The following is a 26396-nucleotide window of genomic DNA, read 5'->3' on the forward strand; positions in this document are numbered from 1 at the left end:
CAAAAATATTGCACCTGCCACCAGTTGCAGTCAAATAATCCTGAAGGATCATGGAAAAAATTACTATCAGGGACGTACGAAAAGAAGATTGTCCGAGGATCATGGAGCTCATACAGGAGCTCGCAGTGTATGAAAAAGCACCTGACGCTGTTACCGTTACATTCGAAGAATTTGAAGCTGCCGGATTTGGTGAAAATCCGGTATGGAAAGCATTTGCCGCCGTTCATACTGACAATGGAACTGAGACCATTGTCGGATTTGCCCTCTACTACATTCGTTACTCTACCTGGAAAGGCTGCCGTTTATATCTGGAAGATCTGGTTGTAACCGAAAGCTTCCGTGGAAAACGTATTGGCCATATGCTATTTGAAAGACTATTCGAAGAGGTAAAGGAAAAGAAGTTCAATGGCATCAACTGGCAGGTATTGGAATGGAATGAGCCGGCTATCAGGTTTTATAAGAAATTGAATGCCTCATTCGATCCTGAGTGGTGGAATGCCAGCATAGATTTTTAATCAGGAATTTGTCAATCAGGAATCAGGAATTATAATGCAGCTAAGATTGCTGCGGAGTAAATTCCTGACTCCTGATTGTTAATTAATGATTTATTAATTGATTCCGTTAACTACAGCATCCTTCTGGATTTTCACCACCAGACCCTGTAATACCTTACCCGGACCAACTTCTGTAAATGTTGTTGCACCATCAGCTACCATTGCCTGTACGGACTGTGTCCAGCGTACAGCACCTGTCAACTGATCGATCAGGTTCTGCTTGATTTCAGCAGGATCGTTTACTGCTTTGGCAACCACGTTCTGGTATACCGGGCAGGATGGCTGACTGAAAGTTGTCTTATCGATAGCTGCTTTCAGCTCCTCTTTGGCAGGTGCCATCAGCGGAGAGTGGAATGCACCACCTACAGGCAATACCAATGCTCTTTTTGCACCGGCAGCTTTCATTCTCTCACAAGCCACCTCGATCCCTTTGATGGAACCGGAAATTACCAGCTGACCAGGACAGTTATAGTTAGCCGCAACCACTACCTCACCGGTTTCTGCGGTCACCGCAGCACTGATCTCTTCTACTTTCGCATCGTCCAGTGCCAGTACAGCCGCCATTGTGGATGGCTGCAGTTCACAGGCCTTCTGCATGGCCGTAGCACGGATAAATACCAGGCGTAAAGCATCCTCAAATGTGAGTGTACCATTTGCTACCAGAGCGGAAAATTCACCCAGTGAGTGACCTGCTACCATATCTGGTTGAGCTGCAGGCTCTGCACACAGGAAAGCGATCACACTGTGCAGGAACACAGCAGGTTGTGTCACTTTGGTCTGTTTCAGGTCCTCTTCTGTACCGGTAAACATTACATCTGATATACGGAACCCTAATATCTCATTAGCTTTCTCGAAAAGCTCTTTTGCCTTTGGATTGCTATCGTACAGATTCTTGCCCATACCCGGGAACTGAGAACCCTGTCCTGGAAAAACGTAAGCGTGTTTCATCTGATTTGGTTTACAATGACCTGACTCCCATATGCATTATTATTAATACATATATCTTGGTCATTGGATTGCAAATATTCATACTCTTTATGATATATCAAAATTCCGGGCTCAAAAGCAGCTATTATTAACATCGGTTCAGTAAATTGCATCTACTTGCCCCTACCATCCCTACTCCTGCACTGTTCGCTTATCATCTTAAGGAAAAATGCTATTTAAAAAGGATTAAAATGACTGAGACCATGATTACAGGAAATGATTACAGCATTATTTCGAACAAAGGGTTTGACGAGTTCTTTTCGTCTTTCGTTGATGATCTGAAAATAAACGACAGACAATTGATCGTCGAAGAAATAGCTGCCATTGAAGAGGAAGTCTACGAATACTTTCTGGCTAAAGACAGACAGACGTACGACGATTATGAACAACACGGCTATGTCACCAATGAACATGGCGAAGGTTGTTTCAGCATCATTGCCCGCAGGGTCAATAACCTGGAGTATAAAATGGAGATTATGAATAAAGCAGAAGAGGAAGTTGAAGAAGCCATAGATCCTTATCCGGCCGTACTCATACTGCACGATACATGGAACTATACACTGGTATTACCTGCTGCTATCGAAGACAGTACCTATTGCCAGCTGGTCTACGAAAAAGCAATCAAGGCATTGAAATAACACGTCTGCATAATAAGAAAAGCGCCCGACTACTGCCAGGCGCTCTTCTGTTTTTATTATAGCAAGAATATTATTTCGTAATCAAACGCATAAACTCGTTTCTGGTTCTGCCGTCTTCAAACTGACCGGAGAAAGCAGAAGTAGTAGTAACGGAGTTCTGCTTCTGTACACCACGCATCATCATACAAAGATGTTGCGCTTCAATCACGACCCCTACACCCAGCGGTTGCAATGTCTCCTGAATCGCGTCCAGTATCTGATGCGTCAGACGTTCCTGCACCTGCAATCTGCGGGCAAATACGTCTACCACACGCGCCAATTTACTCAGACCGGTGATATATCCATTCGGTATATATGCGATATGTGCTTTACCAAAGAATGGCAGCATATGATGCTCGCATAAAGAATATAATTCTATATCCTTTACAATCACCATCTCACTATATGCTTCAGTAAATTTAGCACCTTCAAGGATTGCTTTCGCATCCATCTGATAGCCTTCAGTAAGAAACTGCATAGCTTTGGCAACCCGCTCCGGCGTCTTTTGTAAGCCTTCTCTCTCTACATCTTCGCCTAATAACTCTATGCTGCTCTTGTAATGTTGAATAAGGTCATTAGTTACCTTTTCATCATACGTTTCGATCTTATTATAAGCCATTTCTATAATTAACTTAATCTGATAATCAACATTTCTGAATGCCCGTGCAGGGTATGGGATACTTGCTACCGCAACTTATTTTACGCCGAAATATTCCACGTAGATGCGGGGCGTCTCATATAACTTGATACAATGCAGCTGCACACCTTCCGGTAAATGTGGTGTCAGCTGGTCCCAGATGCCAATCGCCAGATTTTCAGCAGAAGTAAATTTACCCACCATGAAATCCACGTCCATATTCAGATTACGGTGGTCTATTTTCTCTACAATAAAGTCCTTGATAAGAACGCCCAGCGTTTTTGCGTTGAAGACGAATCCGGTTTCCGGATCAGGTGTACCTTTTACAGTTACGTGTAATTCGTAATTATGACCGTGCCAGTTTTCATTAGCACATTTGCCAAACACCTCCTCGTTCTTTTCCTTACTCCAAGCGGGATTGGATAACTTATGCGCCGCATTGAAGTTCTCCACACGCGTTAAATAGATCATTATTAACTCTATATTTTTCGCAAAGTTACAATAATTCGATCATAGTCGATCGCTGCACCAAAAGCCCTACCTTTGCAACATGAAAATTTTGGTCATCGCTGCCACTCCCTTTGAAATCCAACCACTTATAGATCATCTGGCTGGTCGCCAATACCAGAATTGCCAGATAAGCACGCTCGTTTGCGGTATCGGTATGATGCACACTGCCTACCAGCTGGGCCGGTATTTTGCCACCAGCAAGCCTGATCTTGTGATACAGGCAGGTATTGCCGGCTGCTTTGATCATTCGTGGGAAATGGGAAAAGTAGTGATTATTGACCGCGAACAGCTGGGTGACATGGGCGTAGAAGATGATCAGGCTTACAAAGATCTGTTCGATATACAGCTCTGGCAGCCAGATCAGGCACCTTTTACCAACCGTCAGTTAATCAATACTTTCGCTGGCGTTCCTGCTCTTCCTGAACTGCCGAAGGCAGCAGGTGTCACGATTAACACCGTAAGTGGCAGTGAACGTACACGTCAGCTGTTGCTCGACAAGTATGCACCAGCAGTAGAAAGTATGGAGGGCGCCGCTTTTCACTATGCCTGTCTGCAGGAAAAAATACCTTTTTTCCAGCTGCGCAGCATCTCCAACTATGTGGAGGTGAGAGACAAAAGCAAATGGAAAATACCATTGGCTATACAAGTATTGAATGATGCATTGATTAAATATATTGAACGATGGAACTAACACTGGGATTCTCACCGTGCCCGAATGATACTTTCATTTTCGATGCGATGGTGAACAATAAAATTGACACAAAAGGCTTAACGTTCAACACACAACTGGAAGATGTTGAGACGCTGAACAAATGGGCCATGCAGGGTAGACTGGCAATTACAAAACTGAGCTTCGGCGTTTATCAGAAGGTAAAAGATCAGTATGAACTGCTCAACAGCGGTAGTGCGCTTGGAAGAGGTTGCGGACCACTGCTGATTGCCAAAAAAGATATTCCGCAGGAAGAAATCAAAAACTGCAAAATCGCTATTCCCGGCGAAAACACAACAGCTAATCTGCTCTTCTCTATCGCATTTCCTGAAGCGAAGAACAAAGAAGTACTGTTATTTTCAGACATCGAAAATGCAGTACTGGATGGCAGAGTAGATGCAGGTGTGATCATTCATGAAAACAGATTCACTTATCAGCAACGAGGTCTTGTAAAGATCATCGATCTTGGTGAATACTGGGAAAGTACAACCGGCAGCCCTATTCCATTAGGAGGTATCTTCATCCGCAAAGACATCCCTGATCATATCAAACAGGAAATAGATCAGCTGATTCATGATAGCTTACAATATTCTTTCAAACATTATCCGCAGTTGTCGTCTTATGTTACCGCACATGCACAGGAAATGGATGAAAAAGTGATGCGTCAGCATATCGATCTTTATGTAAATGATTTCAGTCTCGGACTGGGAGAAACAGGTAAAGCAGCAGTGGACAGACTCATGTCTGTATATGCATAAACGTTAGTATTGTCTCATGACATAAAAAGAGTCCCACAGATGATGAAATCTATGGGACTCTTTTGCGTCTTAATGGTATGTAAAGGCGGGCTTCTTATTACGTTGACCCTATGAAGCCAAAGCTGCTTTATAAACTTCTAATACTCTCTTTCGCGCCTGTTCGTGTACCACCATTGGTTTTACGTATGTCAGTTCCTCAAACTCAGGGACCCATTTCCTGATGTATTGAAAATCAGGATCAAATTTCTGTGTCTGTAAAGTAGGATTAAACACACGGAAATAAGGTGCTGCATCGCAACCACAACCTGCTGCCCACTGCCAGTTACCATTATTGGCAGCAAGGTCATAATCGAGTAGTTTCTTCGCGAAATAAGCTTCTCCCCAACGCCAGTCTATCAACAGATGTTTCGTGAGGAAACTGGCTGTGATCATACGCACACGGTTGTGCATAAAACCAGTGGTATTCAGTTCCCGCATACCGGCATCCACAATCGGATAGCCTGTTTCTCCGTCACACCAGCGCTGAAACTCTTTTTCATTATTCCGCCATTGAATGTTGTCGTATTCACGACGGAAAGCCTGTGTGACTACATGTGGAAAATGCCAGATGATCATCTGAAAGAAATCACGCCATATCAGTTCTCCGAGATAAGTTTCATTCAGGGTATTCGCACGATCTGCCAGTTCACGGACACTGATAGTACCAAAACGCAGATGTATACCCAGATGTGAAGTACCTTCTATGCCCGGAATATCGCGTGTTTTGTCGTAATTTTTGATGATACTGTCTTTTACCTTCACAGGTGGAAAGCCCCTGAATCCGGCCTGAAATCCAAGCGCGCGCAAACTGGGAATTTTCTTTACTTTTTGTTTGTAAAAGTTCCTGAAGTACTTTTCAACAGGATAAGGTTTTAAGTAAAAATCAGTCAACAGACTTTTCCATTTTTTACTGTAAGGAGTAAATACCGTATATGGCTGACCGTTATCTTTCAATACCTCTGAAGGACCAAATATCACCTGATCTTTGTAGAGATGAAAGTGGATGTTTTTTGCCTTCAGCATCTTTGCGATGTCGTTGTCGCGTTTTACTCCATAAGGCTCATAATCGATGTTGGTAAAAACTGCCTGTACATCATACTCTTTGGTATAATGTTCAAATGCCTGCTGTGGCGTACCATAAAATACGTCCAGCGTGCTGCCCAGTTTACTGAGCTTTTCCTGCAGATCTTCCAGTACATCATGAATGAATGTGACACGTCTGTCGTGTTTATCATCCAGATCATTCAGAATATTGGTGTCAAATACAAACACCGGTACTACAGGATTCCCTGATTTCAACGCATGGTATAATGCTGCATGATCAAGCAAACGCAGATCACGCCGCAACCAGCATAAATTTACAGTTGGAGGCATAAAGGTGGTTAGTTTTGCATTCACGTTAATTAGCTAGTAAGCAATCTCGGCACCAAGATAAATTGGAAAAATATAAAATAGTGTCGCTAAAAATGTGCCACTGCCATGCGGTTTCAGGCTTAAGTTGTATTTATGATAGTAATTGTCCCGGATTTATAATCCTTCATGTATGAGTTCATGTAGTATCACTGCAGTAGCATTGCCATAACTACTGTCACGGAATGAGCTGACCCATCTGATACCAGTCACTGCATTCGTAAGGAATATCTCATCTGCATTCTCCAGATCCGCTACAGTAATGGGATTTTCTGACACAGTAAATGGAAGTTCCATCCGTAACAGCTGTTTACGCATCACGCCACATACCCCTCCTTCTGATAACGGAGGTGTAATAATTTGCCGTCCATGTACAATAAAAAGATTTGCAATGGTAGTATCTGCTACCCTGCCGCAAGGGTTCAGCAACACTGCTTCATTAATGCGGTGTTGTTTGGCATACATGGCAGCCATTACATACGGCAGACAATTATTAGACTTGATGGAAGAATATTTATCGCTCGACTTTCTGACATCCGGAAAGATATCCAGTACCAGTCCTGTTGTATTTAATTCCAGTACCTGACGATTCAATTCCCAACTCTGAATAATGAAGTTAGGCAGGTTGTTGACAGGATCGTACAAACCACCGTCTGAACGGAATACCGTCAGCCTTACCCTTGCCAGCCGCTCATTGCCATTACGCACACAGAGCTCTGTAATCAGTCTGATGAAATATGCTTTTGTGAAATGCTGGGGAACATCAAAATGCAGCAGATGCATACTGGCCATGAGTCTTTCGAAGTGCAGATCTGCCAGCAGGACCCGTCCCTGATACACCCGCATGGTCTCAAAACAACCATCTCCATAGCGGAAGGAACGGTTGTCGGCCGTTAATATAGGTTCGGACGCCCCAATAAATTTACCGTTATAACATAGAAACCCCGATTGCACTTCGAACACTTTAGCGTTAATTGGACTGTTAAGTTACGGAAATTTCATGGGGTAAAAATGGGTAGCGGTTACCCGGCATAAAACCGGATAACCGTCTTTTTTTCACATAGGACAGGGGTCCTTCCCGGCCCTGTGCCCGGACGAACGCCTGCTATGACAATAACCCTGTAATAAAGCTGTTGATGACACGATATCCGCACCGGATCTGCATACGCAAGGATAGCCCTCAGGCTGATGCGCACAGCTACATGTTAAACAGTATTACTTGATAAAATAAACAGTATAGGATAAATAGGACACGACGAACAGTCACATGACATGAACATATATACTTCTTGCATATATAAGTCCAAACTGATAACTATTCAATAATTTCTTTCCTATTTTAAATTAGGTACATACGTGGTAACTCGATTTATAGTGTTGCTTGATTCTCTTTAGTTCACAGACAATAAACAATGCTTGCGCATTGTACGATTTATTTATTTTGGTTTACTACAGAAGAACTTTTTTCTCTGTTTACGCTAATAGTTAGAATGCCGTTTCTGTTTTACTCTCAACAATTGCTGCTCTCGTTACTAACAATTGTTGACTCAGCAAAGATGCTGAATTAGTTTTATTATACAATAGCAAGTTAAGGGTATTGCAAATATGAGGGATAATACTTATGAAGATTAAAAAAATTTGGTAACAACGTTTATTCAATTACGAATTAACCGTCATGAATCAGGAATTTACGCCACGACAATCTTCACCGCATGTAATTCCTGATTTCTGATTGTTAATTCCTAATTCAGTTTCATTTCCGGTATATCCCCTTCCACAACAAGTCTTCCCGCCGTTTTTGCTATGATCTCCTCCACACTGACACCCGGTGCACGCTCCAGTAAACGGAAGCCTGCAGGTGTAATATCGAGTACAGCCAATTCCGTTACCACCTTTTTCACACAAGACACGCCTGTCAGAGGTAACGTACACGTTGGTAGTAATTTACTCTCTCCTTTCGGGTTCGTATGCATCATGGCAACGATAATATTTTTTGCAGCAGCTACGAGATCCATTGCACCACCCATTCCTTTCACCATCTTACCTGGTATCTTCCAGTTGGCGATATCGCCTGTATCAGATACCTCCATAGCGCCCAATACAGTCAGATCTACCTTGCCGGCCCTGATCATACCAAAGCTCTCCGCTGAGTCAAAAAATACGCCTCCCGGCAGCACAGTAACTGTTTCCTTCCCGGCATTGATCAGATCAGGATCTATATCATGTTCTTCCGGGTAAGGTCCCATGCCCAGCAATCCATTTTCAGATTGCAGCATGATAGATATATCCGCTGGAATAAAGTTCGCAACAAGTGTAGGAATGCCTATTCCAAGGTTCACATACATTCCATCGCGCAGTTCCTGCGCTATTCTTTTGGCGATGCCATATTTATCTAAAGACATATTGATTCTCCGGTTTGAGGTTGCAGTAAACAAAAGGGATTAACCCATTTTTACGGTCTTCCGCTCGATGCGTTTTTCATAGTTACTTCCCTGGAAGATGCGGTGTACATAGATACCCGGTACGTGTATCTGGTCAGGATCCAGTTGGCCGGGGTGTACCAGATGTTCCACTTCAACAATGGTAATATTGCCTGCTTTGGCCATAGAAGTACTGAAATTGCGCGTTGTCTTGCGAAATACCAGATTGCCCATAGTATCACCTTTCCATGCTTTAACGATAGAAAAATCAGCATGCAGGGCCATTTCCATGAGATAGTGTTTACCATTGAACTCGCGTACCTCTTTTCCCGCCGCGATCTCTGTCCCGTAACCTGCAGGTGTGAAAAATGCAGGAATACCCATCCCGGCCATCTGAATACGTGTTGCCAGCGTACCTTGTGGGATCAGTTCTACCTCCAGTTCTCCGGAGAGCAACTGTCTTTCAAATTCAGCGTTTTCGCCTACATAGGATGATAACATCTTTTTGATCTGTCTCGTTTTGAGTAAGAGACCCAGACCAAATTCATCTACACCGGCATTATTGGAGATACATGTTAACTCACGGGTACCTTTCCGTACCAACGCTGCGATACTGTTTTCAGGGATCCCGCACAAACCAAATCCGCCCAGCATCAGGGTTGCGCCATCGCGGATGTCATGCAATGCCTCGTCGGCATTGGCTACAACTTTATTCATGTTTTGGTGATGTTTATCAAGAGCAGATCAGGAGCGTAGTTTCACCGGCTTCGGTTCTGGTAACCTGCTGGCAGGCGGAATAACGGGCGAACTGATACTTCTCTTATTTTTCTTAACAAATGGAATTAATGTGTCCTGTCCACTCCAAATTATGGTATTATTATTAACCGGCAAAAGGGAGTTGATATTGGTAGTATATTCTTTATTGCGCACATCGGCATCGAGCCCTTCTTTCTGTTTGGAGATCACCGCAAACATCATATCATATACCGCTTTGAATCTGTCGGGGTGAGATTCATAATAGGCATAGCTGTGGTTAAACTCCTGTGGAGTGAGTTTATGCAGATCGAGGATCTGACGATAATAGACCTTCAGACGTTCTTTACGGATGGAATCATTTACAACGATACTTACCCCATCTTCTTCAAGACCGGCATAGGAATCAGCCATGTTCATATCCAGTAATACGTCACGCATTTCCTCTTTGGATAAAACGCCTTTCGGTACTTTTTCTGCTTCCCCGCATGCTGCCAACAGCAATACAAGGCAAACCACTAATATTCTATACATACAGATTTTCTTCTTCAAGGATGCAAAGCTATTTCATCTGCTGATATTTCGCAGCATTCGTTACGTCCATCTGTGCCAGCAATTGTGCTGCACGTGTTTTTTCCTGTGGAGGTGCTTTCGCAAAGATCTTCTGCAGTTCATCCGACTTTGCACTGAAAAACACAGCCATCAGCATAGAGTTGGGGATATCCTGATATACGGCATACAACATACTGAGACAGTTCATTACTGCATTACGTCCTTTATTCATATCCTCATACATCATATCCATTCCCTGACGGTGATACTGATACATTACATCATGGAAACGGCTGAATTTGACATTCAGGAGATTGTCCTGCAGCCAGTAACGGTTACGGTTGCCTTCAAAAGGTTTCCATCCGGAAATTTCCTTACCATCGGGTGCATTACTCACGATATTCAGCGCTTTCTTAAAATAGTCATCTCCTCCTCTTGGTGCAAAAGAATCAGCATCCAGTCCGAGGATAATATAGGTGTAATAAGCCAGAATCGCTGTCAGGTTAGACGCCAGCGGATCATTACCCACCACCCTGTTATCACTGAATTCCAGTGGCTGGAACTCTACATAGCGGAAAGCCACATTCACATCCTGCATGTTCAGCGTACTGCTCAGATATCCGGCGTTATACACAGGACGTGTGGATTGTACCGTCAGATTGGCCCGGAATGTATTGTTACCCAGATCCTCAGTAATGGTCAGCAGAAAATTACATTCAATACGCTCTCCCGGTGCAAAGCCTTCATCCGACCATCTGCGGCCGTTCAGGAATTCTTTCATTGCATTCTGGAGAGTGGTAAATACCTTTCTGCTGGTATTATTATTTACCTTACCGCCGGTAGTGACGGTCACATTTGCACGGAGCTCCTGTGCCTGTACAGCAGACAAGCCCAGAAAAATGCCCATCATCGACATCAGCAGGGCAAAGCAATGGGATTTATGCTTTGCGCACCATAAGTAAGCGTTCGTTGCCATTGTGATCATTCTGAGTTATATAGAGCAATGTATTTATACGATCAGAGGAGCAGCATTTGTATGCAGGATATCTACAATTGAGCGTACAATATCCTGTGCCACTTCCTGTTTGGATTTCAGCGGTAGTTCTCTTGCATCGCCTTTTTTGCTGAACAAGGTTACTTTATTGGTATCATGATTAAAGCCGGCGCCTTTATCATTCAGGGAATTCATTACTACGAGGTCCAGATGTTTTTCACGGAGCTTCTTTAATGCGTATTCCTGTTCGTTGTTGGTTTCCAGAGAAAATCCTACCAGCACCTGTTTGTCAGTCCGGGTAGCCCCTAATGTACGCAGGATGTCTTTGGTCTTCTCCAGTTCGAGGGTCAGGGCGTCCCCTTCTCCTTTCTTCATTTTGATGTCAGCTACATGTTTCGGACGATAATCGGCTACGGCAGCTGCCATCACGATGACGTCGGACTGAGAAAAATGCGCTTCACTGCCTTTGAACATGTCTTCTGCCGTCACCACCCGGATCGTTTTAACGGAGGGGTGACCTGCCGATAAACCTGTTGGTCCGAGTACCAACGTCACTTCTGCTCCGGCGGCTGCCAGGGTATCGGCAATAGCGATCCCCATTTTACCACTGGAATGGTTGCTGATATAACGTACAGGGTCCAGCGGTTCTTGCGTCGGACCGGCCGTCACCAGCGCTTTTTTTCCTTTGAGGGGCTGCTCATTGCCATTAAATGATTGTTGATCAGCCGACTGTGTAGCAGGCACTGATTTATCAGCAGATGACTGATTATTAAAATGTGTATGCAGGAATTGTACAATATGCTCAGGTTCTGCCATTCTTCCTTCTCCAAACAAACCGCTGGCCAGTTCGCCTTTTTCCACCGGCAACTGCTGGTGACCGTATGACAGGAGTCTGGAAATGTTAGCGCGGGTGGCCGGGTGATGCCACATATCTTCATCCATGGCAGGTGCAAAAAGTACCGGACAGGTTGCAGATAAATAGGTTGCCATCAACAGGTTATCACAGGCGCCGTTAGCCATTTTGGAAAGTGTATTGGCAGAGGCGGGTGCTATCAGCATCACATCAGCCCAACGCCCCAGCATTACATGGTTATTCCAGCTCTGGTTATCGCTGATTGTAACGGGCACTTCATGTCTGGAGAGCGTAGCCAGGGTTAGCGGCGTAATAAAATCACAGGCGGAGGGTGTCATAACCACTTTTACGTCAGCGCCTTCTTTTACCAGCAGGCGTACGAGGGTAGCAGCTTTATAGGCAGCGATACTGCCGGATACACCCAGTAATATTTTCTTTCCTTGAAGCATGACCGTATTGGCTATTAAACAAAAAAAGCGGCAGAAAGTGTATTCTGCCGCCATGAAGTTAGATATTTTTCAGCCAAACTACTTAGCTATATAAGTCGTCGTCGTTTCTGCGGAAGTAGATCTTATCTTCCAGGAATTCCATGGTTGCCTGAATGGCAGGATTAGCCATTCTTTCATAGAAACGGGAGATTTCGATCTGCTCTTTGTTCTCATGCACTTCCTCCAGGTTATCTGTGTGGCTGGCAAATTCTTCCAGCTTGGAGTGCAGTTCTTCCTTCACAGATATGTTGATCTGGTTGGCGCGCTTTGCGATAACTGCAATAGACTCATACAGGTTGCCAGTTTTGCTCTTGATCTCGGTGGTGTTTTTAGTTTCAACCATCGGATTAATGCTGCTGGTGAGACCTCTTTTTATTTTGCTCATTCTCCAGGGAATTATTGTGATTATTAATTGTTTTTAGATTCAGTACTCGTCTGAGTATCTTTTTCTGCCTTGTTCACTGCTTTTTTCGCCTTTTTCTCTTCTTTTTTGCTACGGTCGGGCTTGTTGTAGCTATCTATCGTCTTAATATTACCCTGCGCTAAGGTATAATATTTTTCGGCATCTCCTTTCAGTTTGCTGGCGGAGTAGTGGTCTGCAAAGTCCAGATACTCGCTCAGTACATCTTCATAACGCTCTTTCTGTTTTTCCCATACACTATTCTTTGCATAGTTATAATAGGCCTTGATAGCCATATACTTATAAGAATCGCTCTTGTCAGAATCCGGGAAATTACGCATCAGGCTTTTAAAAGTGATGGCAGCTGCCTGATAGTGACCCAGGTTATAGTATAATTCAGCGTTGTTGTATTCTTTCTTTTCCAGTTTCCTCCGGGACAGTTCAATTACCAGATTAGCTTCAGGTACTTTATCGGACGTCGGATAGTTGTTGATAAAGGTCTGCATAGCAGCGATTGCCTTCTGGGTATTGGTCTGGTCCAGTGCTACTTTAGGAGATTGTTTGTAGTAGCAATAAGCCTGCATGTAGTCCATTTCGGTCGCACGCGGGCTGTTTGGGAAGTTATCCAGATAGTTTTTGAAATAGAACCCGGCCTGCACATAATCCTTCATTTTGTAGGAGCAGTAGCAGTAGTTATAGTACATGGGTTCGTACTTGTCAGTTCCTTTGTATACCTGGAATAAAGATTCATACAAAGTCTGAGCAGTCATGTATTTTTTCTTCGCATACAGCTTATCGGCGTACGCAAGCTTCGCTTCGTAATCCTTGCTTTTTTCAATTCTGCGCAGCTCGGTATTACATGATACCGCAGCTGTGGCCGCTACAAAGAGACAAATGTATAAAACTAATTTCCGCATAAAAGAGGGCAAAGTTAAGAATTAAATGTAAATGTAAGGTAGGGCAAGAATTGAAGCTGTTAAAATTTTGTAAAAGCGGAGGATCCGGAAACCGGAATTGCCACTTTTTTCCACCAGAAACGCGGTTTTCCACATTTTACCACAGCGAGATGGTTTTGGAGGAAGCTCCCAAAGAAATCATGACCAGATATTGATCTGTTGTTACTCAGATCGTCTCCTGATAATACTCATCCTTCGTTGATCCTTCGTTCATGAACGAAGGATCAACGAAGGATGAGTATTATCAAACTAATATCAAATCAGAATTAAAACTGGGTTTTATTGTTTCGGCATATTGATTCATAAGCTATATCACCACCCTTTTAGTGGTACTCCGGACTTCCTTTTCCTCTTTTTTCATCCGGATATACCCCGGTGGTGAATTTAAGGAAGCCTTACAAAAACTACACAAAAAAGTTACTTACATACTGCTTAAACACCGTTAACCTCACTGTCATGTGAATGTGAAAAGTTCGAAAATGTGAATAACTGATGTTAAATATGGGCGAAATACGTAGAACTACGTACTGGCGGAGCCTATTGGGACTTTGAATATCCTATGTAATTCAGGTTATAAACACGTAATGCACATTTATTCACACACTATCTACACGTTACTAACATTAACTCACAATCAATGCATAATAAATGCCATGCGACTCAATATAATAGGCAAAATATTGCTGTGGAAAAAATTTATATTTCATTTTATCGTTAGAGAGTGGGAAAAAGTGTTATTTTGTGTTAGAAAATGTTTTTCAAGGACTTTCGCCCCCAATTATGACAGGCTTTCTCGGTGAATATGAAGCTACGTTGGATGCAAAAGGTCGCTTTCTACTCCCGGCAGGCTTCAAAAAGCAACTGGCAGAAAGCGCAGGAGAGCAGTTTGTCATCAACAGGGGTTTTGAAAAATGTTTGTCTTTGTATCCCATGAACGAATGGCAGCCAATTTTTGAGAAGATCAGCAAGTTAAACGACTTCGATCCGAAAGTCAGAGAATTCAGGCGCTACTTTTTAAATGGGGCAACAATATGTGAACTGGATAGCGCGGGGAGATTATTAGTACCAAAAAACTTAATGGCCTACGCCTCACTCGAGAAAGACATTGTGCTGGCTGCGGCGACAAATAAGATTGAAATCTGGGATAAAGGTAAGTACCAGGAGTTCTTTGAAAATTTCTCACCAGGAGCATTTAGTGACCTGGCCCAGCAAGTAATGGGAGGCGGGGATAATAATATTTCGATTTAATTGACTGTATGGAAGAAGCTTCAGCATATCATCTGCCCGTATTACTGCAGGAAGTGATCACAAACCTGCAGATACAACCTGACGGTGTATATGTAGACGCCACTTTTGGTGGCGGGGGGCACTCCAGGGCAATCCTGGAGAAGCTAAATGAGAATGGCAGACTAATCGTATTCGATCAGGACGAAGACGCTTATAACAACCGGATAGATGACCCAAGGGTCACCTTTGTTCAGCAGAACTTCCGGCACATCCAGCGCTTCCTCCGCTTATACAAGTCTGTACCGGTAGACGGTATCCTTGCTGACCTTGGCGTATCCTCGTGGCAGTTCGATACCGCGGAAAGAGGATTCAGTACCCGTTTCGACGGAGATCTGGATATGCGGATGGACAAACGTAATGCACTGACCGCCGCTTCTCTGCTCCAGTCGTCTACCGAAAAAGAACTGCATCTGATCTTTCAGAATTACGGGGAAGTTACCAACGCCCGTACACTCGCAAAGACCATCGTGCAGGAACGCAAGGCAAGACCAATGCGTACGATAAACGAATTCAAATCTGTAATTCAGCCGATAGTAAAAGGCAATCCGCAGAAATATCTGGCACAGGTTTTCCAGGCACTGCGAATTGTTGTAAATGATGAATTTGGTGCCCTGAAAGATATGCTGACCCAGTCAGCAGAAGTGTTAAAGCCCGGTGGAAAACTGGCAATTATCACCTTTCACTCTCTGGAAGACAGGCTGGTGAAAAATTTCATGAAGACGGGACAATTTGAAGCACAGGAAGACACGTTCTCTTACGAAACACCTCCTAAATTATTCAAGTTAGTCACCAAAAAACCGGTTACAGCAAGCCCCGAAGAGCTAAAGCGCAATACAAGGTCCCGAAGTGCAAAACTGAGGGTAGCCGAAAAAATATAAACTGATTATGAATCCGCTATGCCAATGTGCTTGTCACCCGACAGGTAACATTGGCTTAGCAGCATAAATGATATAACGTGTTGCAGGAACAAGAAGAATACATATCAGCTGAAGATGAAACCCCGGAAGAACAACCGGAACTATCAGAACAACCGGAACACAGGAAGGAATGGCGCCTGCGTATTAATTACAGGGCGATCACACAAAACATGCCCTTCATACTGTTCCTGTCTGCGCTCGCCCTGATATATATTGCCAACAGTCATCTTGCAGAAAAAAAGATCAGAAGTATCAATAAGCTTGGAAGGGAAATCAAAGAATTAAAATGGGAGTACCTGAACGTTAAAAGTGATTTGATGTTCCAGAGCAAAATGAGCGAAGTAAGCAAAGCCGTCGATCCACTCGGATTAAAACCGCTAAGCTCTCCGCCACAAAAAATTGAACTGGAGAAAAAGGAATAAACCTTTTTAACATAACAAACAGTGGAAGTAAAGAAAGACATATTGTGGCGTGTGTATCTGTGCTTTATTGGCATGGGACTGTTTGGTGTGGCAATCCTGATAAAAATATTCCTGGTACAGAACATCGAAGGCAACTATTGGCGCAGTATGGCAGATAGCCTGCATACCCGCTACGTTTCCCTCGAGGCAGACAGGGGTACTATATATTCTGAAGAAGGCCGTATGCTTTCCACATCCATTCCTTATTTCAATTTAAGGGTGGATTTCGCTGCTGATGGCCTGAGAGAAAAAAATGGTAAGATATTCAAGGCGAACGTTGATTCCCTGGCTATCTGCCTCTCTCAACTCTTCAAAGACCATACGCCAAAAGAATATAGAAATATTCTGAATGAAGGCTACACACGTAAAGACAGATACTACCTCCTGAAAAGAGATGTACTGTTTGTACAATATCAGGCAGTCCGCAACTTTCCCATGTTCAGACTCGGAAAGAATAAAGGTGGCCTGATCGCAGAAACGAAAAACAAACGTATTAACCCCTTCAAACTATTGGCTAACCGCACAATAGGATTGTCAAGGGAAAATGCACAGAACGTAGGTCTCGAAAGGACCTACGATAACTTTTTAAAAGGCGTTACCGGTAAAAGACTGATGCGCCGTATCGCCGGTGGAACATTTGTTCCCGTGGAAGGATACGATATCGAACCTGAAAACGGCCGTGATATCATCACCACCATCGACGTGAATATGCAGGACATCGCTGAAACAGCCCTCATGAATATGATGGTAAGCAATGAAGCGGAAAACGGAACCTGCATCCTCATGGAAGTGAAAACCGGAAAGATAAAAGCTATTGCCAACTTAGGACGTCAGCCTGATGGCAGCTACTGGGAGGATATGAACTATGCCCTCCGTGTAGGTGAACCAGGCTCCACTTTCAAACTGGCTACCGTGATCGCTGCCCTGGAAGACCAGTATGTCACCATGAACGATCAGGTAAACCTGAATGAAGGACGCCTCCAGATAGGTAAAAGAACTGTTTTTGATTCTGAGCCTCACCCGGGACAAACAAACGTTAGCATCAAACACGCTTTCGAATTGAGTTCCAACGTGGGGATGGCCCAGCTGGCCATGCGCTGTTACGCAAAAAAGCCCAATGACTTTGTGGCACACCTGCGTAAACTGAACCTGGATAAAGTAACTGGTATTGATCTCGTAGGAGAAGGTAAACCGGTGATCAAAAGCACAAAATCCAAGACCTGGAGCGCTACCAGCTTACCCTGGATGTCTTTCGGTTATGAAGTGCTGGTAAGTCCGCTGCAGACCTGTATGCTGTATAACGCAGTCGCCAACAATGGCAAAATGATGAAGCCTTACCTCGTAAACGCCATCATGGAATACGGTCAGCCGGTAAAAGACTTCGATCCTGAAGTGGTCATGGACAGTATCTGTTCACAGAACACTTTAAGACAAGTGAGGTCCATGCTCGAAGGCGTAGTAACAAATGGTACAGGCCGCGCACTCTGGACACCTTACTACAAGCTCGCCGGTAAAACGGGTACAGCGCTGGTAGCAAACGGTAAAGACGGTTATAAGGAAAAGATTTATCAGTCTTCCTTCGCCGGATACTTCCCCGCCAACGATCCACAGTTCACCTGTGTAGTCGTGATCAAGAACAAGCTAAATGCGGTGAAGTTCTATGGAGGCGCAGTAGCAGGACCGGTATTCCGCGAAGTGGCAGACAAACTGTACGCAATCGCATTAGAAAAACAAAGACCCATGCGCGCCTCTGTTGCAATAGATACATTGCTGGCGTTTAAAAACGGACAGGGACGCGAATGGAAAACCATATTAAACACACTCGATCTGCCCATGCAGGGTGCTGTAGGTAACAGCAACTGGGTAAGTCCCAGAGTGAATGATAAGAAGATCACCTTCGCCGCCATCAAACAGGCAAAAGGTGGTGTGCCGGATGTAACGGGGATGGGACTGAAAGATGCACTGTATCTGCTGGAGAATGCAGGAATGCGGGTGATTGTCAGAGGCGCGGGAAAAGTGACTAACCAGTCAATACCAGGCGGCTCCTTATTGGAAAGAAACCAGACTATCGTAATAGAACTGAGCTAAAAGAGCATGATGAAGACGCTGCGAGACATATTATACAATGTGAGCATCCGTGAAGTACACGGCAGTACAGATACTGCTGTCAATTCGCTGAGCATCGACTCCAGAGCGGTAACGCAGGGAGGCGCATTTATCGCCATCAAAGGCGTGCATGCGGATGGTCACCTGTTTATTGACAAGGCGATCGCACAGGGAGCAGCAGTCATCATATGTGAAGAGTTGCCACAAAACCTTGACGATGGCCTTACCTATGTATTGGTCAACAGCAGCGCGACTGCCGCAGGTGTGATTGCTGGTAACTATTACGATAATCCGTCTCATAAACTGAAACTGGTTGGCGTGACCGGTACCAATGGTAAAACTACCATCGCTACCCTCCTGTTCCGCCTGTTCAGTAAGCTGCGTTTCCATTGCGGACTGCTGTCTACTGTACAAAATCAGATCGGTGATAAGGTCGTACCGGCCACACATACCACCCCTGACGCTATCCACCTGAATGCTTTACTGGCAGACATGGTGGATGAAGGCTGTGAATATGTGTTCATGGAAGTCAGTTCACATGCGGTGCATCAGCAACGTATCGCAGGACTGAAATTCGCCGGTGGTATTTTCAGCAACATCACACATGATCATCTGGATTACCACAAGACCTTTGACGAGTATATCAAGGTGAAAAAAGCTTTCTTCGACGGACTGCCTGCAACGGCCTTCGCACTCACCAACCTGGATGACAAGCGGGGAAATGTAATGCTGCAGAACACAAAGGCGAAGAAACAGTCATACAGTCTGAAAACAGTGGCCGACTTCAAGGGTAAAATTTTGGAGAACAACCTGACAGGACTGATCATGACGGTGAATGAAAAGGAAGTACACTTCCGCCTGATCGGAGAATTCAATGCATACAACCTGCTGGCTGTATATGGCACAGCCATATTGCTGGGACAGGATAAAGACGAAGTACTGCAGGCGCTTAGCGACCTGTCAGGCGCAGAAGGAAGATTTGATTATATCACTTCTGCAAAAGACAGGATCATCGGTATTGTGGACTATGCACATACGCCTGACGCATTGCTGAATGTACTTGCTACCATTAAAAACCTGCGCAAAGGCAACGAGCAGGTGATCACTGTAGTAGGATGCGGCGGTGACCGTGATACGGCTAAACGCCCTGTTATGGCAGCAGCAGCCACAGAACATAGTGACAAGGTGATCCTGACATCTGACAATCCGCGCTCGGAAGATCCTGTAGCCATCATACAACAGATGGAAGCAGGTATACCGGTGCATCAGAAAAGAAAGGCACTGTCTATTACAGATAGAAAAGAAGCCATCAAGACAGCTATCAGCCTCGCTAATCCGGATGATATCATCCTGATTGCCGGCAAAGGCCACGAGAAATACCAGGAGATTCAGGGAGTAAAACATCCCTTCGATGATAAAAAGGTATTGCTTGAGATGCTGGAACTAATGGGGAAATAACGACAACTGACAACTGAGACAACTAACTGACAACTCCTGTAAGTAACGACTACAGGCTATTGACCGAGACTAACTAACAATATGCTATATTACTTATTTAACTATCTCAAATCATTAAACTTCAGCGGTAGCGGGATGTTTCAATTCATCACGTTCCGGGTGACCATGGCATTGCTGCTGTCGTTAGCGATTTCCCTGTTATTAGGTAAACGCATTGTGAAGTATCTCCAGCGTAAACAGATCGGTGAAACCATCCGTGATCTGGGACTGGCAGGAGAAAACTCCAAAAAAGGTACCCCTACAATGGGCGGTCTCATCATCCTGTCTTCCATACTCATTCCTACCCTGCTGTTTGCACAGATCAAAACGGTGTATATCTGGCTGATGCTGCTCTGTACAGTGTGGCTGGGACTGATTGGTTTTCTGGATGACTATATCAAAGTCTTCAAAAAAATAAAGAAGGACTTGCTGGTAAGTTTAAAGTGCTCGGACAGATAGGTCTGGGCATCATCATAGGCAGTACACTGTATTTCAACGATAACGTAGTGATTTCACGTGAGATCATCGGCGGTAAAAAACTCGCTCCGTATGAAAGAACAGTGAATCATCAGGAGAGAGTTACAAAAGATGGACACAGATTTGCAGATGTAAAGACACCGATCACCACCATCCCTTTTGTAAAGAATCATGAGTTCAACTATGCCAAACTGATTTCCTGGATGGGACCAGGTGCTGAGAAATATACATTCATTCTCTACATCCTGATCGTGATTGTGATCATCACGGCAGTGTCTAACGGGGCCAACCTGACAGACGGACTGGATGGGCTGGCAACAGGTGTATCCGCAGTAATAGGTGTGTGTCTTGGGATCTTCGCCTATGTATCCGGTAACATACAGTTTGCCGAATATCTGAACATTATGTACATCCCCAACCTGGGTGAATTGTCCATCTTCATTGCAGCCTTTGTGGGTGCGTGTGTGGGCTTCCTCTGGTACAACGCTTATCCGGCGCAGGTATTCATGGGTGATACCGGAAGTCTTGCACTGGGTGGTATAATTGCTTCTATCGCGATTATCGTGAGAAAAGAGCTCCTGATCCCGATCTTCTGTGGTGTGTTCCTGATAGAAAACCTCAGCGTAGTGCTGCAGGTGTCCTACTTCAAATACACCAAGAAAAAGTATGGCGAAGGCAGACGCATATTTAAAATGTCTCCGCTTCACCATCACTATCAGAAACTGGGATATCATGAAAGTAAAATTGCGGTAAGATTCTGGATCGTGACCATCATCTGTGCAGCAGTATCAATAGCAACGTTAAAAATGAGATAAACATGCAAAAGAAACTCATCATACTTGGAGCCGGTGAAAGCGGTATCGGTGCTGCCCTTTTGGGTAAGCAGCAGGGGTATGATGTATTTGTCTCTGATGGCGGTGCTATAAAAGACATCTATAAACAGGAGCTGGCAGTTAACCACATTCCTTTTGAGGAGGGTCAACATTCCTGGGATGTGATATTGAATGCAGATGAGATCATTAAGAGTCCGGGTATTCCTGAGAAGAGCGAATTGATGAAAAAGGTTCGCGAAAAACAGGTATCTGTGATCTCTGAAATAGAATTCGCTTACCGGTTCAGCAAAGACAGCAAAGTCATTGCTATCACCGGGAGCAACGGCAAAAGCACAACAACGGCGCTCACCTTCAACATCTTTGAAACAGCAGGACTACATGCTGCAATGGTGGGAAATATCGGCCTCAGTTACGCGAGGCAGGTAGCGACAGCGCCGGCGGATTATTACATTGTAGAAGTGAGTAGTTTTCAACTGGACGATATCAGGGATTTTAAACCAAACGTCGCTATTCTGTTGAACATAACACCAGATCATCTGGACCGTTATGACTACAAAATGGCGAATTATGTGGCGTCAAAATTCCGCATAGCGATGAATCAGGGACCGGAAGATTATTTCGTGTATTGTATAGATGATCCTGAAATCACGAATTATCTGAAGGAACATACTATTTATTCAACAACAATACCGTTTACTATCATGGAACCATTAAAGCAAGGAGGATTTATGGCAAACGAACAGGTGAACATCCAGGTTAATGATGAGCCAATGATCGTATCTATGTATGATCTCGCATTGAAAGGCAAACATAACCTGTACAATTCGATGGCAGCTGGTATTGCGGGGCGAACGATGGACATCAGAAAGGAGAAGATTCGGGAGAGCCTGACCTCTTTCAAGAGCCTCGAGCACCGGATGGAGTATGTGGCAACGGTACGCGGCGTGGATTTCATTAATGATAGTAAAGCAACAAACGTTAATTCTCTGTGGTTTGCCCTGGAAAGCATGGAACACCCGGTAGTCCTTGTGATGGGAGGTGTGGATAAAGGCAATGACTATAGTGCAATACGCGATCTGGTAAAAGAAAAAGTAAAAGCGATCATCTGTCTTGGCGTTGATAATTCACCTATACAGGATGCATTATCAGGTTATACACCGGTGATGATAGATACACGTAGTATGAAAGATGCAGTCAATGCAGCTTTTCAGTATGCGGCTAAAGGAGATGTGGTACTGCTCTCTCCTGCCTGCGCCAGCTTTGATCTCTTCAAGAATTATGAAGACAGAGGCCGGCAGTTCAAGGAAGCAGTAAAAGAACTGTAACCAGCCTGTATCGGGGTTTCGTACCAGATAGACAGGCACCAAAAAAGTTGAGATGGATGTACTTCAGAGGACAAAAGGAGACAAAGTGATATGGACGATCGTGATCTTCCTGTCACTGGTAAGCCTGCTCGCTGTTTACAGCGCCACGGGGTCCCTGGCGTATCGTGAGCAGGGTGGTCATACGGAGTATTATCTGTTCAAACAATTGAGCGTACTGGGAATGGGGTTGCTGATCATCTATTTCGCGCATCGGGTAAATTATACTATTTACTCCCGTGCTGCACAGATAGGGTTTATCATCTCAATTCCTTTGCTTGTATACACACTGGCATTCGGACATAGTCTGAACGATGCCAGCCGGTGGATCCGTCTGCCGGTGATCAATCTGACCTTCCAGACATCGGATGTGGCTAAACTGGCCATATTCATGTATGTAAGCCGTCAGCTGTCAAGACGCCAGCACATCATTACCGATTTTAAGAAAGGCTTTCTGCCGATCATTATACCGGTAGCTATAGTATGTGCGCTGATCATGCCGGCTAACATGTCAACTGCATTGTTGCTGGGCGCGAGTTGTATGATACTGTGCTTTATTGGCCGGGTACCTGTCAGGTTCCTGGCTTCGATGGTAATAGCCGGTCTCGTAATGATCATGTTGATAATAGGTATTGCTGTAGCCACAGGTAACCCGATGCGTCTGGAAACCTGGAAGAAAAGGGTGGAACATTTCGTGTCAAAAGACAAAGACGAACTGCCTTATCAGGTACAACAGGCTAACATCGCCATCGCAGGTGGCGGCGTTATCGGAAAAGGTCCGGGCAACAGCACCCAAAGAAACTTTCTTCCTCATGCGTATAGTGATTACATCTACGCAACAATTATTGAGGAGTATGGTATATTTGGCGCCTTTTTGATATTGATGGCCTATATGTTGCTATTGTTACGTAGTATCCGCATTTACAGAAAATGTCCCTATGCATTTGGCGCATTTCTGGCAGTAGGTCTCAGCGTCACACTTGCCATACAGGCACTGACTAACATGGCGGTGAATGTAGGGCTCTTTCCCGTAACAGGTGTTACGCTTCCGTTGGTGAGTATGGGTGGTTCGTCCGTGATATTTACCAGTCTTGCAATAGGTATTATACTGAGTGTATCGCGCAACGTAGAAGACCTTGAAGGCAAAAGGATAGAACAGGAAAGAATAGCGAAAGTGATGGAACAGAATGGTATGCAACCAGCAGCTTAAAAAGAACTAAAAAAAGTAAATAAAAACAGATGCAACGCAGAATTATCATAGCAGGTGGCGGTACAGGAGGACATATCTTCCCGGCCATTGCCATTGCCAATGCGTTGAAGAAGATAGATCCGGAAACGGAGATCCTTTTTGTAGGCGCCAAAGGAAAGATGGAGATGGAGAAAGTGCCACAGGCGGGCTACAAGATCGAAGGACTGGAAATAGCTGGTTTCAATCGTAGTAACATGTTGAAAAACCTGTTATTACCGTTTAAGATATTAAAGAGCCTCGGACAGGCACGTCGTATCATCGATCAATTCCAGCCACAGGCAGTGGTTGGTGTAGGTGGGTACGCCAGCTTTCCGATCATGCGAAAAGCGCAGAGTAAAGGCATTCCCACACTGATACAGGAACAGAACTCTTTCGCCGGCAAGGCTAATATGTCGCTGGGTAAGAAAGCAAAAAAGATCTGTACCGGCTACGATGGCATGGAAAAATTCTTCCCTGCTGATAAGATCGTGGTAACCGGTAATCCTGTAAGAGGCAACATTACACAGTCATCCGTGACACGTGAAGAAGCAGCGCAGCATTTCGGTCTGCAGAGCGGTAAAACAACCGTATTTGCAGTAGGTGGCAGCCTTGGGGCTAAAGCCATCAACGAAGCACTGCATCCTATGCTGGCGAGTTTTGTGGAAAAGGATATTCAGCTGATCTGGCAGACAGGTAAGCCGTATTTCGAAACAGCAAAGAGTGCAGCCGCCGCATATGCATCACACGTAAAAGTGTTTGAGTTCATCAACCTCATGGACTTTGCCTACAAAGCCGCAGACGTGGTGATATCACGTGCGGGTGCGCTGGCAATTGCTGAATTATGTGTGGTGAAAAAACCGGTCATATTCGTACCATATCCGTTTGCGGCAGAAGATCATCAGACCTTCAATGCGCAGAGTTTAGTGAATAAAAAGGCAGCCCTCATTATTAAAAATGATGAAGCGGCGACACAACTGGGGACAACATTATTCAGTCTGGTGCAGAACAAAGCACTGATGGAACAACTGGAAGAGAACATAGGAAAACTGGGCAATACCAACGCTGACATGGTCATCGCAAAACAGGTAATGGCATTAATAGGGTAAATCACGTATTGAGAAAATGGATCTGAACAAAATAAAACGCGTCTACTTCATTGGCATAGGAGGCATCGGCATGAGCGCTATTGCACGCTTCTTTAATGAGAAGGGTATGCAGGTAAGCGGCTATGACCGTACCGAAACGGCGCTTACACGCCAGCTGGCAGAAGAAGGCATGCAGATCCACTATACAGATGATGTGCAGCTGGCAGACCAGCAGGCAGACCTGATCGTGTACACCCCTGCTATCCCTGCTTCACATTCAGAATTGATCTGGTTCCGTGAGAAAGGTTTCGAAGTAGTGAAACGTAGCGATGTGCTGCAGGTGATCACTAAAGAATTATATGCAATCACCGTTGGAGGTACACATGGTAAAACCACCACCTCTACACTGATCGCCCATATACTCAGACATACAGGTTATGGTTGTAACGCCTTCCTCGGAGGTATCAGCGCCAACTATGACCGTAACTTCTGGAGTAGTGACAAACAGGTCGCTGTGATAGAAGCTGATGAATATGACCGTTCATTCCTGAAACTGCATCCCGATGTGGCAGTACTGACTGCCATTGACGCAGATCATCTGGATATCTACGGCACAGAAGAAGAAGTACAGGAAGCATTTATACAGTATACCCGCAACATCAAAGCGAAAGGCACACTGGTGGCTAAGCTGGGATTACACCGCGCAGCAGAACTGAAAGGGGACAATCACATATGGTATCACCTCGAAGACAACAAAGCTGACATATATGCAGCCAATATACGCCCGGATGAAGGTGGATACAGATTTGATGTAATACAGCACAACTGGACACTGACAGACATCTATCTTCCGATTGGTGGTACACACAACATCGAGAATACAGTAGCAGCGATTGCAGTAGCACACCTGCTGGGTATTACAGATGAAAAGATCAAAGCAGCTATCGCTGACTTCAAAGGCATCAAACGTCGCTTTGAATACCTGGTAAAAAATGACTACCAGATATACATCGACGATTATGCACATCACCCGGAAGAACTGCGCGCGCTGATCAGCAGTGCACGTGCATTGTTCCCGGACAGAAAATGTGTCGTGCTGTTTCAGCCTCACCTGTATACACGCACACGCGACTTTGCAACAGGTTTTGCAGAGAGTCTGTCACTGGCTGATGAAGTACTGCTGCTGCCAATCTATCCCGCACGTGAACTGCCTATTGAAGGCGTACACAGTGAGATGATAGCGAGGATGATCACAAAGCCCGTTCAGGTAGTACAGAAAGAAGATGTGCTCTCCTGGGTAAAAGCGAACAGCGCACCACTATTTATCACAGCAGGTGCCGGAGACATCGATCAGTTCCGGGAGCCTGTAGAGGAAATACTGAACGGAAAAGGTATCGTAGAAAACGAAGAAGTAAAAAAGAAAGCTTAAAACTGTAGGAAACACCCA

The 26396-nt window shown here is 44.6% G+C and carries 27 protein-coding genes; 15 read left to right on the forward strand and 12 right to left on the reverse strand.

Going from position 1 to position 26396, the window contains the following annotated elements; translation table 11 throughout:
• Positions 1–50: 50 nt before the first annotated feature.
• Complete coding sequence (locus FEF09_RS02715; RefSeq protein ID WP_146303563.1) at positions 51–515, forward strand: GNAT family N-acetyltransferase; 465 nt, start codon at positions 51–53, stop codon at positions 513–515.
• Between the two features lie 93 nt (positions 516–608).
• Here the strand turns inward: FEF09_RS02715 and fabD are convergent, their stop codons facing one another.
• Complete coding sequence (fabD, locus tag FEF09_RS02720) at positions 609–1502, reverse strand: ACP S-malonyltransferase (RefSeq protein ID WP_146303564.1); 894 nt, start codon at positions 1500–1502, stop codon at positions 609–611.
• Between the two features lie 230 nt (positions 1503–1732).
• On the opposite strand from fabD, the gene FEF09_RS02725 reads away from it, so the two are divergent.
• Entirely contained in the window at positions 1733–2179 is a 447-nt protein-coding gene (locus FEF09_RS02725) for a hypothetical protein (RefSeq protein ID WP_146303565.1), read from the forward strand.
• Positions 2180–2249: 70 nt separating this feature from the next.
• Here the strand turns inward: FEF09_RS02725 and folE are convergent, their stop codons facing one another.
• Both folE and FEF09_RS02735 read right to left on the reverse strand, forming a co-directional pair.
• Entirely contained in the window at positions 2250–2837 is a 588-nt protein-coding gene (folE, locus tag FEF09_RS02730) for a GTP cyclohydrolase I FolE (protein WP_146303566.1), read from the reverse strand.
• Positions 2838–2912: 75 nt separating this feature from the next.
• A complete protein-coding gene (locus tag FEF09_RS02735; RefSeq protein ID WP_146303567.1) occupies positions 2913–3326 on the reverse strand; it encodes a 6-pyruvoyl trahydropterin synthase family protein in 414 nt (137 codons plus the stop codon).
• Between the two features lie 79 nt (positions 3327–3405).
• On the opposite strand from FEF09_RS02735, the gene mqnB reads away from it, so the two are divergent.
• The gene (gene mqnB / locus FEF09_RS02740) at positions 3406–4056 is read left to right on the forward strand and encodes a futalosine hydrolase (RefSeq protein WP_146303568.1); all 651 of its coding nucleotides are present in this window, start codon (positions 3406–3408) and stop codon (positions 4054–4056) included.
• Positions 4047–4832, forward strand: a complete 786-nt coding sequence (locus FEF09_RS02745; protein ID WP_146303569.1) for a 1,4-dihydroxy-6-naphthoate synthase — start codon at positions 4047–4049, stop codon at positions 4830–4832. The genes mqnB and FEF09_RS02745 overlap by 10 nt, the downstream gene beginning before the upstream one ends.
• 108 nt (positions 4833–4940) lie before the next feature.
• Here the strand turns inward: FEF09_RS02745 and FEF09_RS02750 are convergent, their stop codons facing one another.
• From FEF09_RS02750 to FEF09_RS02790, 9 genes are all read right to left on the reverse strand, one after another.
• Entirely contained in the window at positions 4941–6245 is a 1305-nt protein-coding gene (locus FEF09_RS02750) for a cryptochrome/photolyase family protein (protein WP_146303570.1), read from the reverse strand.
• A 153-nt stretch (positions 6246–6398) separates the two neighbouring features.
• A complete protein-coding gene (locus FEF09_RS02755; protein ID WP_146303571.1) occupies positions 6399–7235 on the reverse strand; it encodes an aminotransferase class IV in 837 nt (278 codons plus the stop codon).
• 788 nt (positions 7236–8023) lie between these two features.
• Positions 8024–8683: a 3-oxoacid CoA-transferase subunit B gene (locus FEF09_RS02760; protein WP_146303572.1), complete on the reverse strand. Its 660-nt coding sequence runs from the start codon at positions 8681–8683 to the stop codon at positions 8024–8026.
• Between the two features lie 39 nt (positions 8684–8722).
• Positions 8723–9418 carry a CoA transferase subunit A gene (locus FEF09_RS02765; protein ID WP_146303573.1) on the reverse strand — a complete coding sequence of 232 codons (696 nt, stop codon included), beginning with the start codon at positions 9416–9418 and terminating at the stop codon, positions 8723–8725.
• Between the two features lie 27 nt (positions 9419–9445).
• Entirely contained in the window at positions 9446–9988 is a 543-nt protein-coding gene (locus FEF09_RS02770; RefSeq protein WP_146303574.1) for a DUF4296 domain-containing protein, read from the reverse strand.
• A gap of 28 nt (positions 9989–10016) precedes the next feature.
• Entirely contained in the window at positions 10017–10982 is a 966-nt protein-coding gene (locus tag FEF09_RS02775) for a DUF4835 family protein (RefSeq protein WP_261387301.1), read from the reverse strand.
• Between the two features lie 33 nt (positions 10983–11015).
• A complete protein-coding gene (coaBC, locus tag FEF09_RS02780) occupies positions 11016–12302 on the reverse strand; it encodes a bifunctional phosphopantothenoylcysteine decarboxylase/phosphopantothenate--cysteine ligase CoaBC (protein WP_146303576.1) in 1287 nt (428 codons plus the stop codon).
• 82 nt (positions 12303–12384) lie between these two features.
• Complete coding sequence (locus FEF09_RS02785; protein ID WP_012794531.1) at positions 12385–12726, reverse strand: DNA-directed RNA polymerase subunit omega; 342 nt, start codon at positions 12724–12726, stop codon at positions 12385–12387.
• Between the two features lie 23 nt (positions 12727–12749).
• A complete protein-coding gene (locus FEF09_RS02790; RefSeq protein WP_146303577.1) occupies positions 12750–13658 on the reverse strand; it encodes an outer membrane protein assembly factor BamD in 909 nt (302 codons plus the stop codon).
• A 780-nt stretch (positions 13659–14438) separates the two neighbouring features.
• Between FEF09_RS02790 and mraZ the strand changes: the two genes are divergently transcribed.
• The 11 genes from mraZ (at position 14439) to murC (ending at position 26378) form a co-directional block, all read left to right on the forward strand.
• Complete coding sequence (mraZ, locus tag FEF09_RS02795) at positions 14439–14945, forward strand: division/cell wall cluster transcriptional repressor MraZ (protein WP_261387302.1); 507 nt, start codon at positions 14439–14441, stop codon at positions 14943–14945.
• Positions 14946–14953: 8 nt separating this feature from the next.
• On the forward strand, positions 14954–15862 hold the full coding sequence (gene rsmH / locus FEF09_RS02800; protein WP_146303578.1) for a 16S rRNA (cytosine(1402)-N(4))-methyltransferase RsmH: 909 nt from the start codon (positions 14954–14956) through the stop codon (positions 15860–15862).
• A 77-nt stretch (positions 15863–15939) separates the two neighbouring features.
• On the forward strand, positions 15940–16323 hold the full coding sequence (locus FEF09_RS02805; RefSeq protein ID WP_261387303.1) for an FtsL-like putative cell division protein: 384 nt from the start codon (positions 15940–15942) through the stop codon (positions 16321–16323).
• Between the two features lie 21 nt (positions 16324–16344).
• Positions 16345–18450 (forward strand): penicillin-binding protein, encoded by a 2106-nt coding sequence (locus tag FEF09_RS02810; RefSeq protein ID WP_146303579.1) that lies wholly within the window; start codon positions 16345–16347, stop codon positions 18448–18450.
• 9 nt (positions 18451–18459) lie between these two features.
• Complete coding sequence (locus FEF09_RS02815) at positions 18460–19926, forward strand: UDP-N-acetylmuramoyl-L-alanyl-D-glutamate--2,6-diaminopimelate ligase (protein WP_146303580.1); 1467 nt, start codon at positions 18460–18462, stop codon at positions 19924–19926.
• A gap of 135 nt (positions 19927–20061) precedes the next feature.
• Complete coding sequence (locus FEF09_RS32685) at positions 20062–20424, forward strand: hypothetical protein (protein WP_261387304.1); 363 nt, start codon at positions 20062–20064, stop codon at positions 20422–20424.
• The gene (gene mraY / locus FEF09_RS02820) at positions 20409–21257 is read left to right on the forward strand and encodes a phospho-N-acetylmuramoyl-pentapeptide-transferase (protein WP_261387305.1); all 849 of its coding nucleotides are present in this window, start codon (positions 20409–20411) and stop codon (positions 21255–21257) included. The genes FEF09_RS32685 and mraY overlap by 16 nt, the downstream gene beginning before the upstream one ends.
• Positions 21258–21259: 2 nt before the next feature.
• Entirely contained in the window at positions 21260–22600 is a 1341-nt protein-coding gene (gene murD / locus FEF09_RS02825) for a UDP-N-acetylmuramoyl-L-alanine--D-glutamate ligase (RefSeq protein WP_146303581.1), read from the forward strand.
• 52 nt (positions 22601–22652) lie between these two features.
• Positions 22653–23846, forward strand: a complete 1194-nt coding sequence (locus FEF09_RS02830; RefSeq protein WP_146303582.1) for an FtsW/RodA/SpoVE family cell cycle protein — start codon at positions 22653–22655, stop codon at positions 23844–23846.
• A gap of 29 nt (positions 23847–23875) precedes the next feature.
• The gene (murG, locus tag FEF09_RS02835) at positions 23876–24970 is read left to right on the forward strand and encodes an undecaprenyldiphospho-muramoylpentapeptide beta-N-acetylglucosaminyltransferase (RefSeq protein WP_012794542.1); all 1095 of its coding nucleotides are present in this window, start codon (positions 23876–23878) and stop codon (positions 24968–24970) included.
• 16 nt (positions 24971–24986) lie between these two features.
• Positions 24987–26378, forward strand: a complete 1392-nt coding sequence (gene murC / locus FEF09_RS02840; protein WP_146303583.1) for a UDP-N-acetylmuramate--L-alanine ligase — start codon at positions 24987–24989, stop codon at positions 26376–26378.
• Positions 26379–26396 lie beyond the last annotated feature (18 nt).

The sequence above is a fragment of the Chitinophaga pinensis genome, from assembly GCF_007896845.1.
Classification (GTDB): domain Bacteria; phylum Bacteroidota; class Bacteroidia; order Chitinophagales; family Chitinophagaceae; genus Chitinophaga; species Chitinophaga pinensis_C.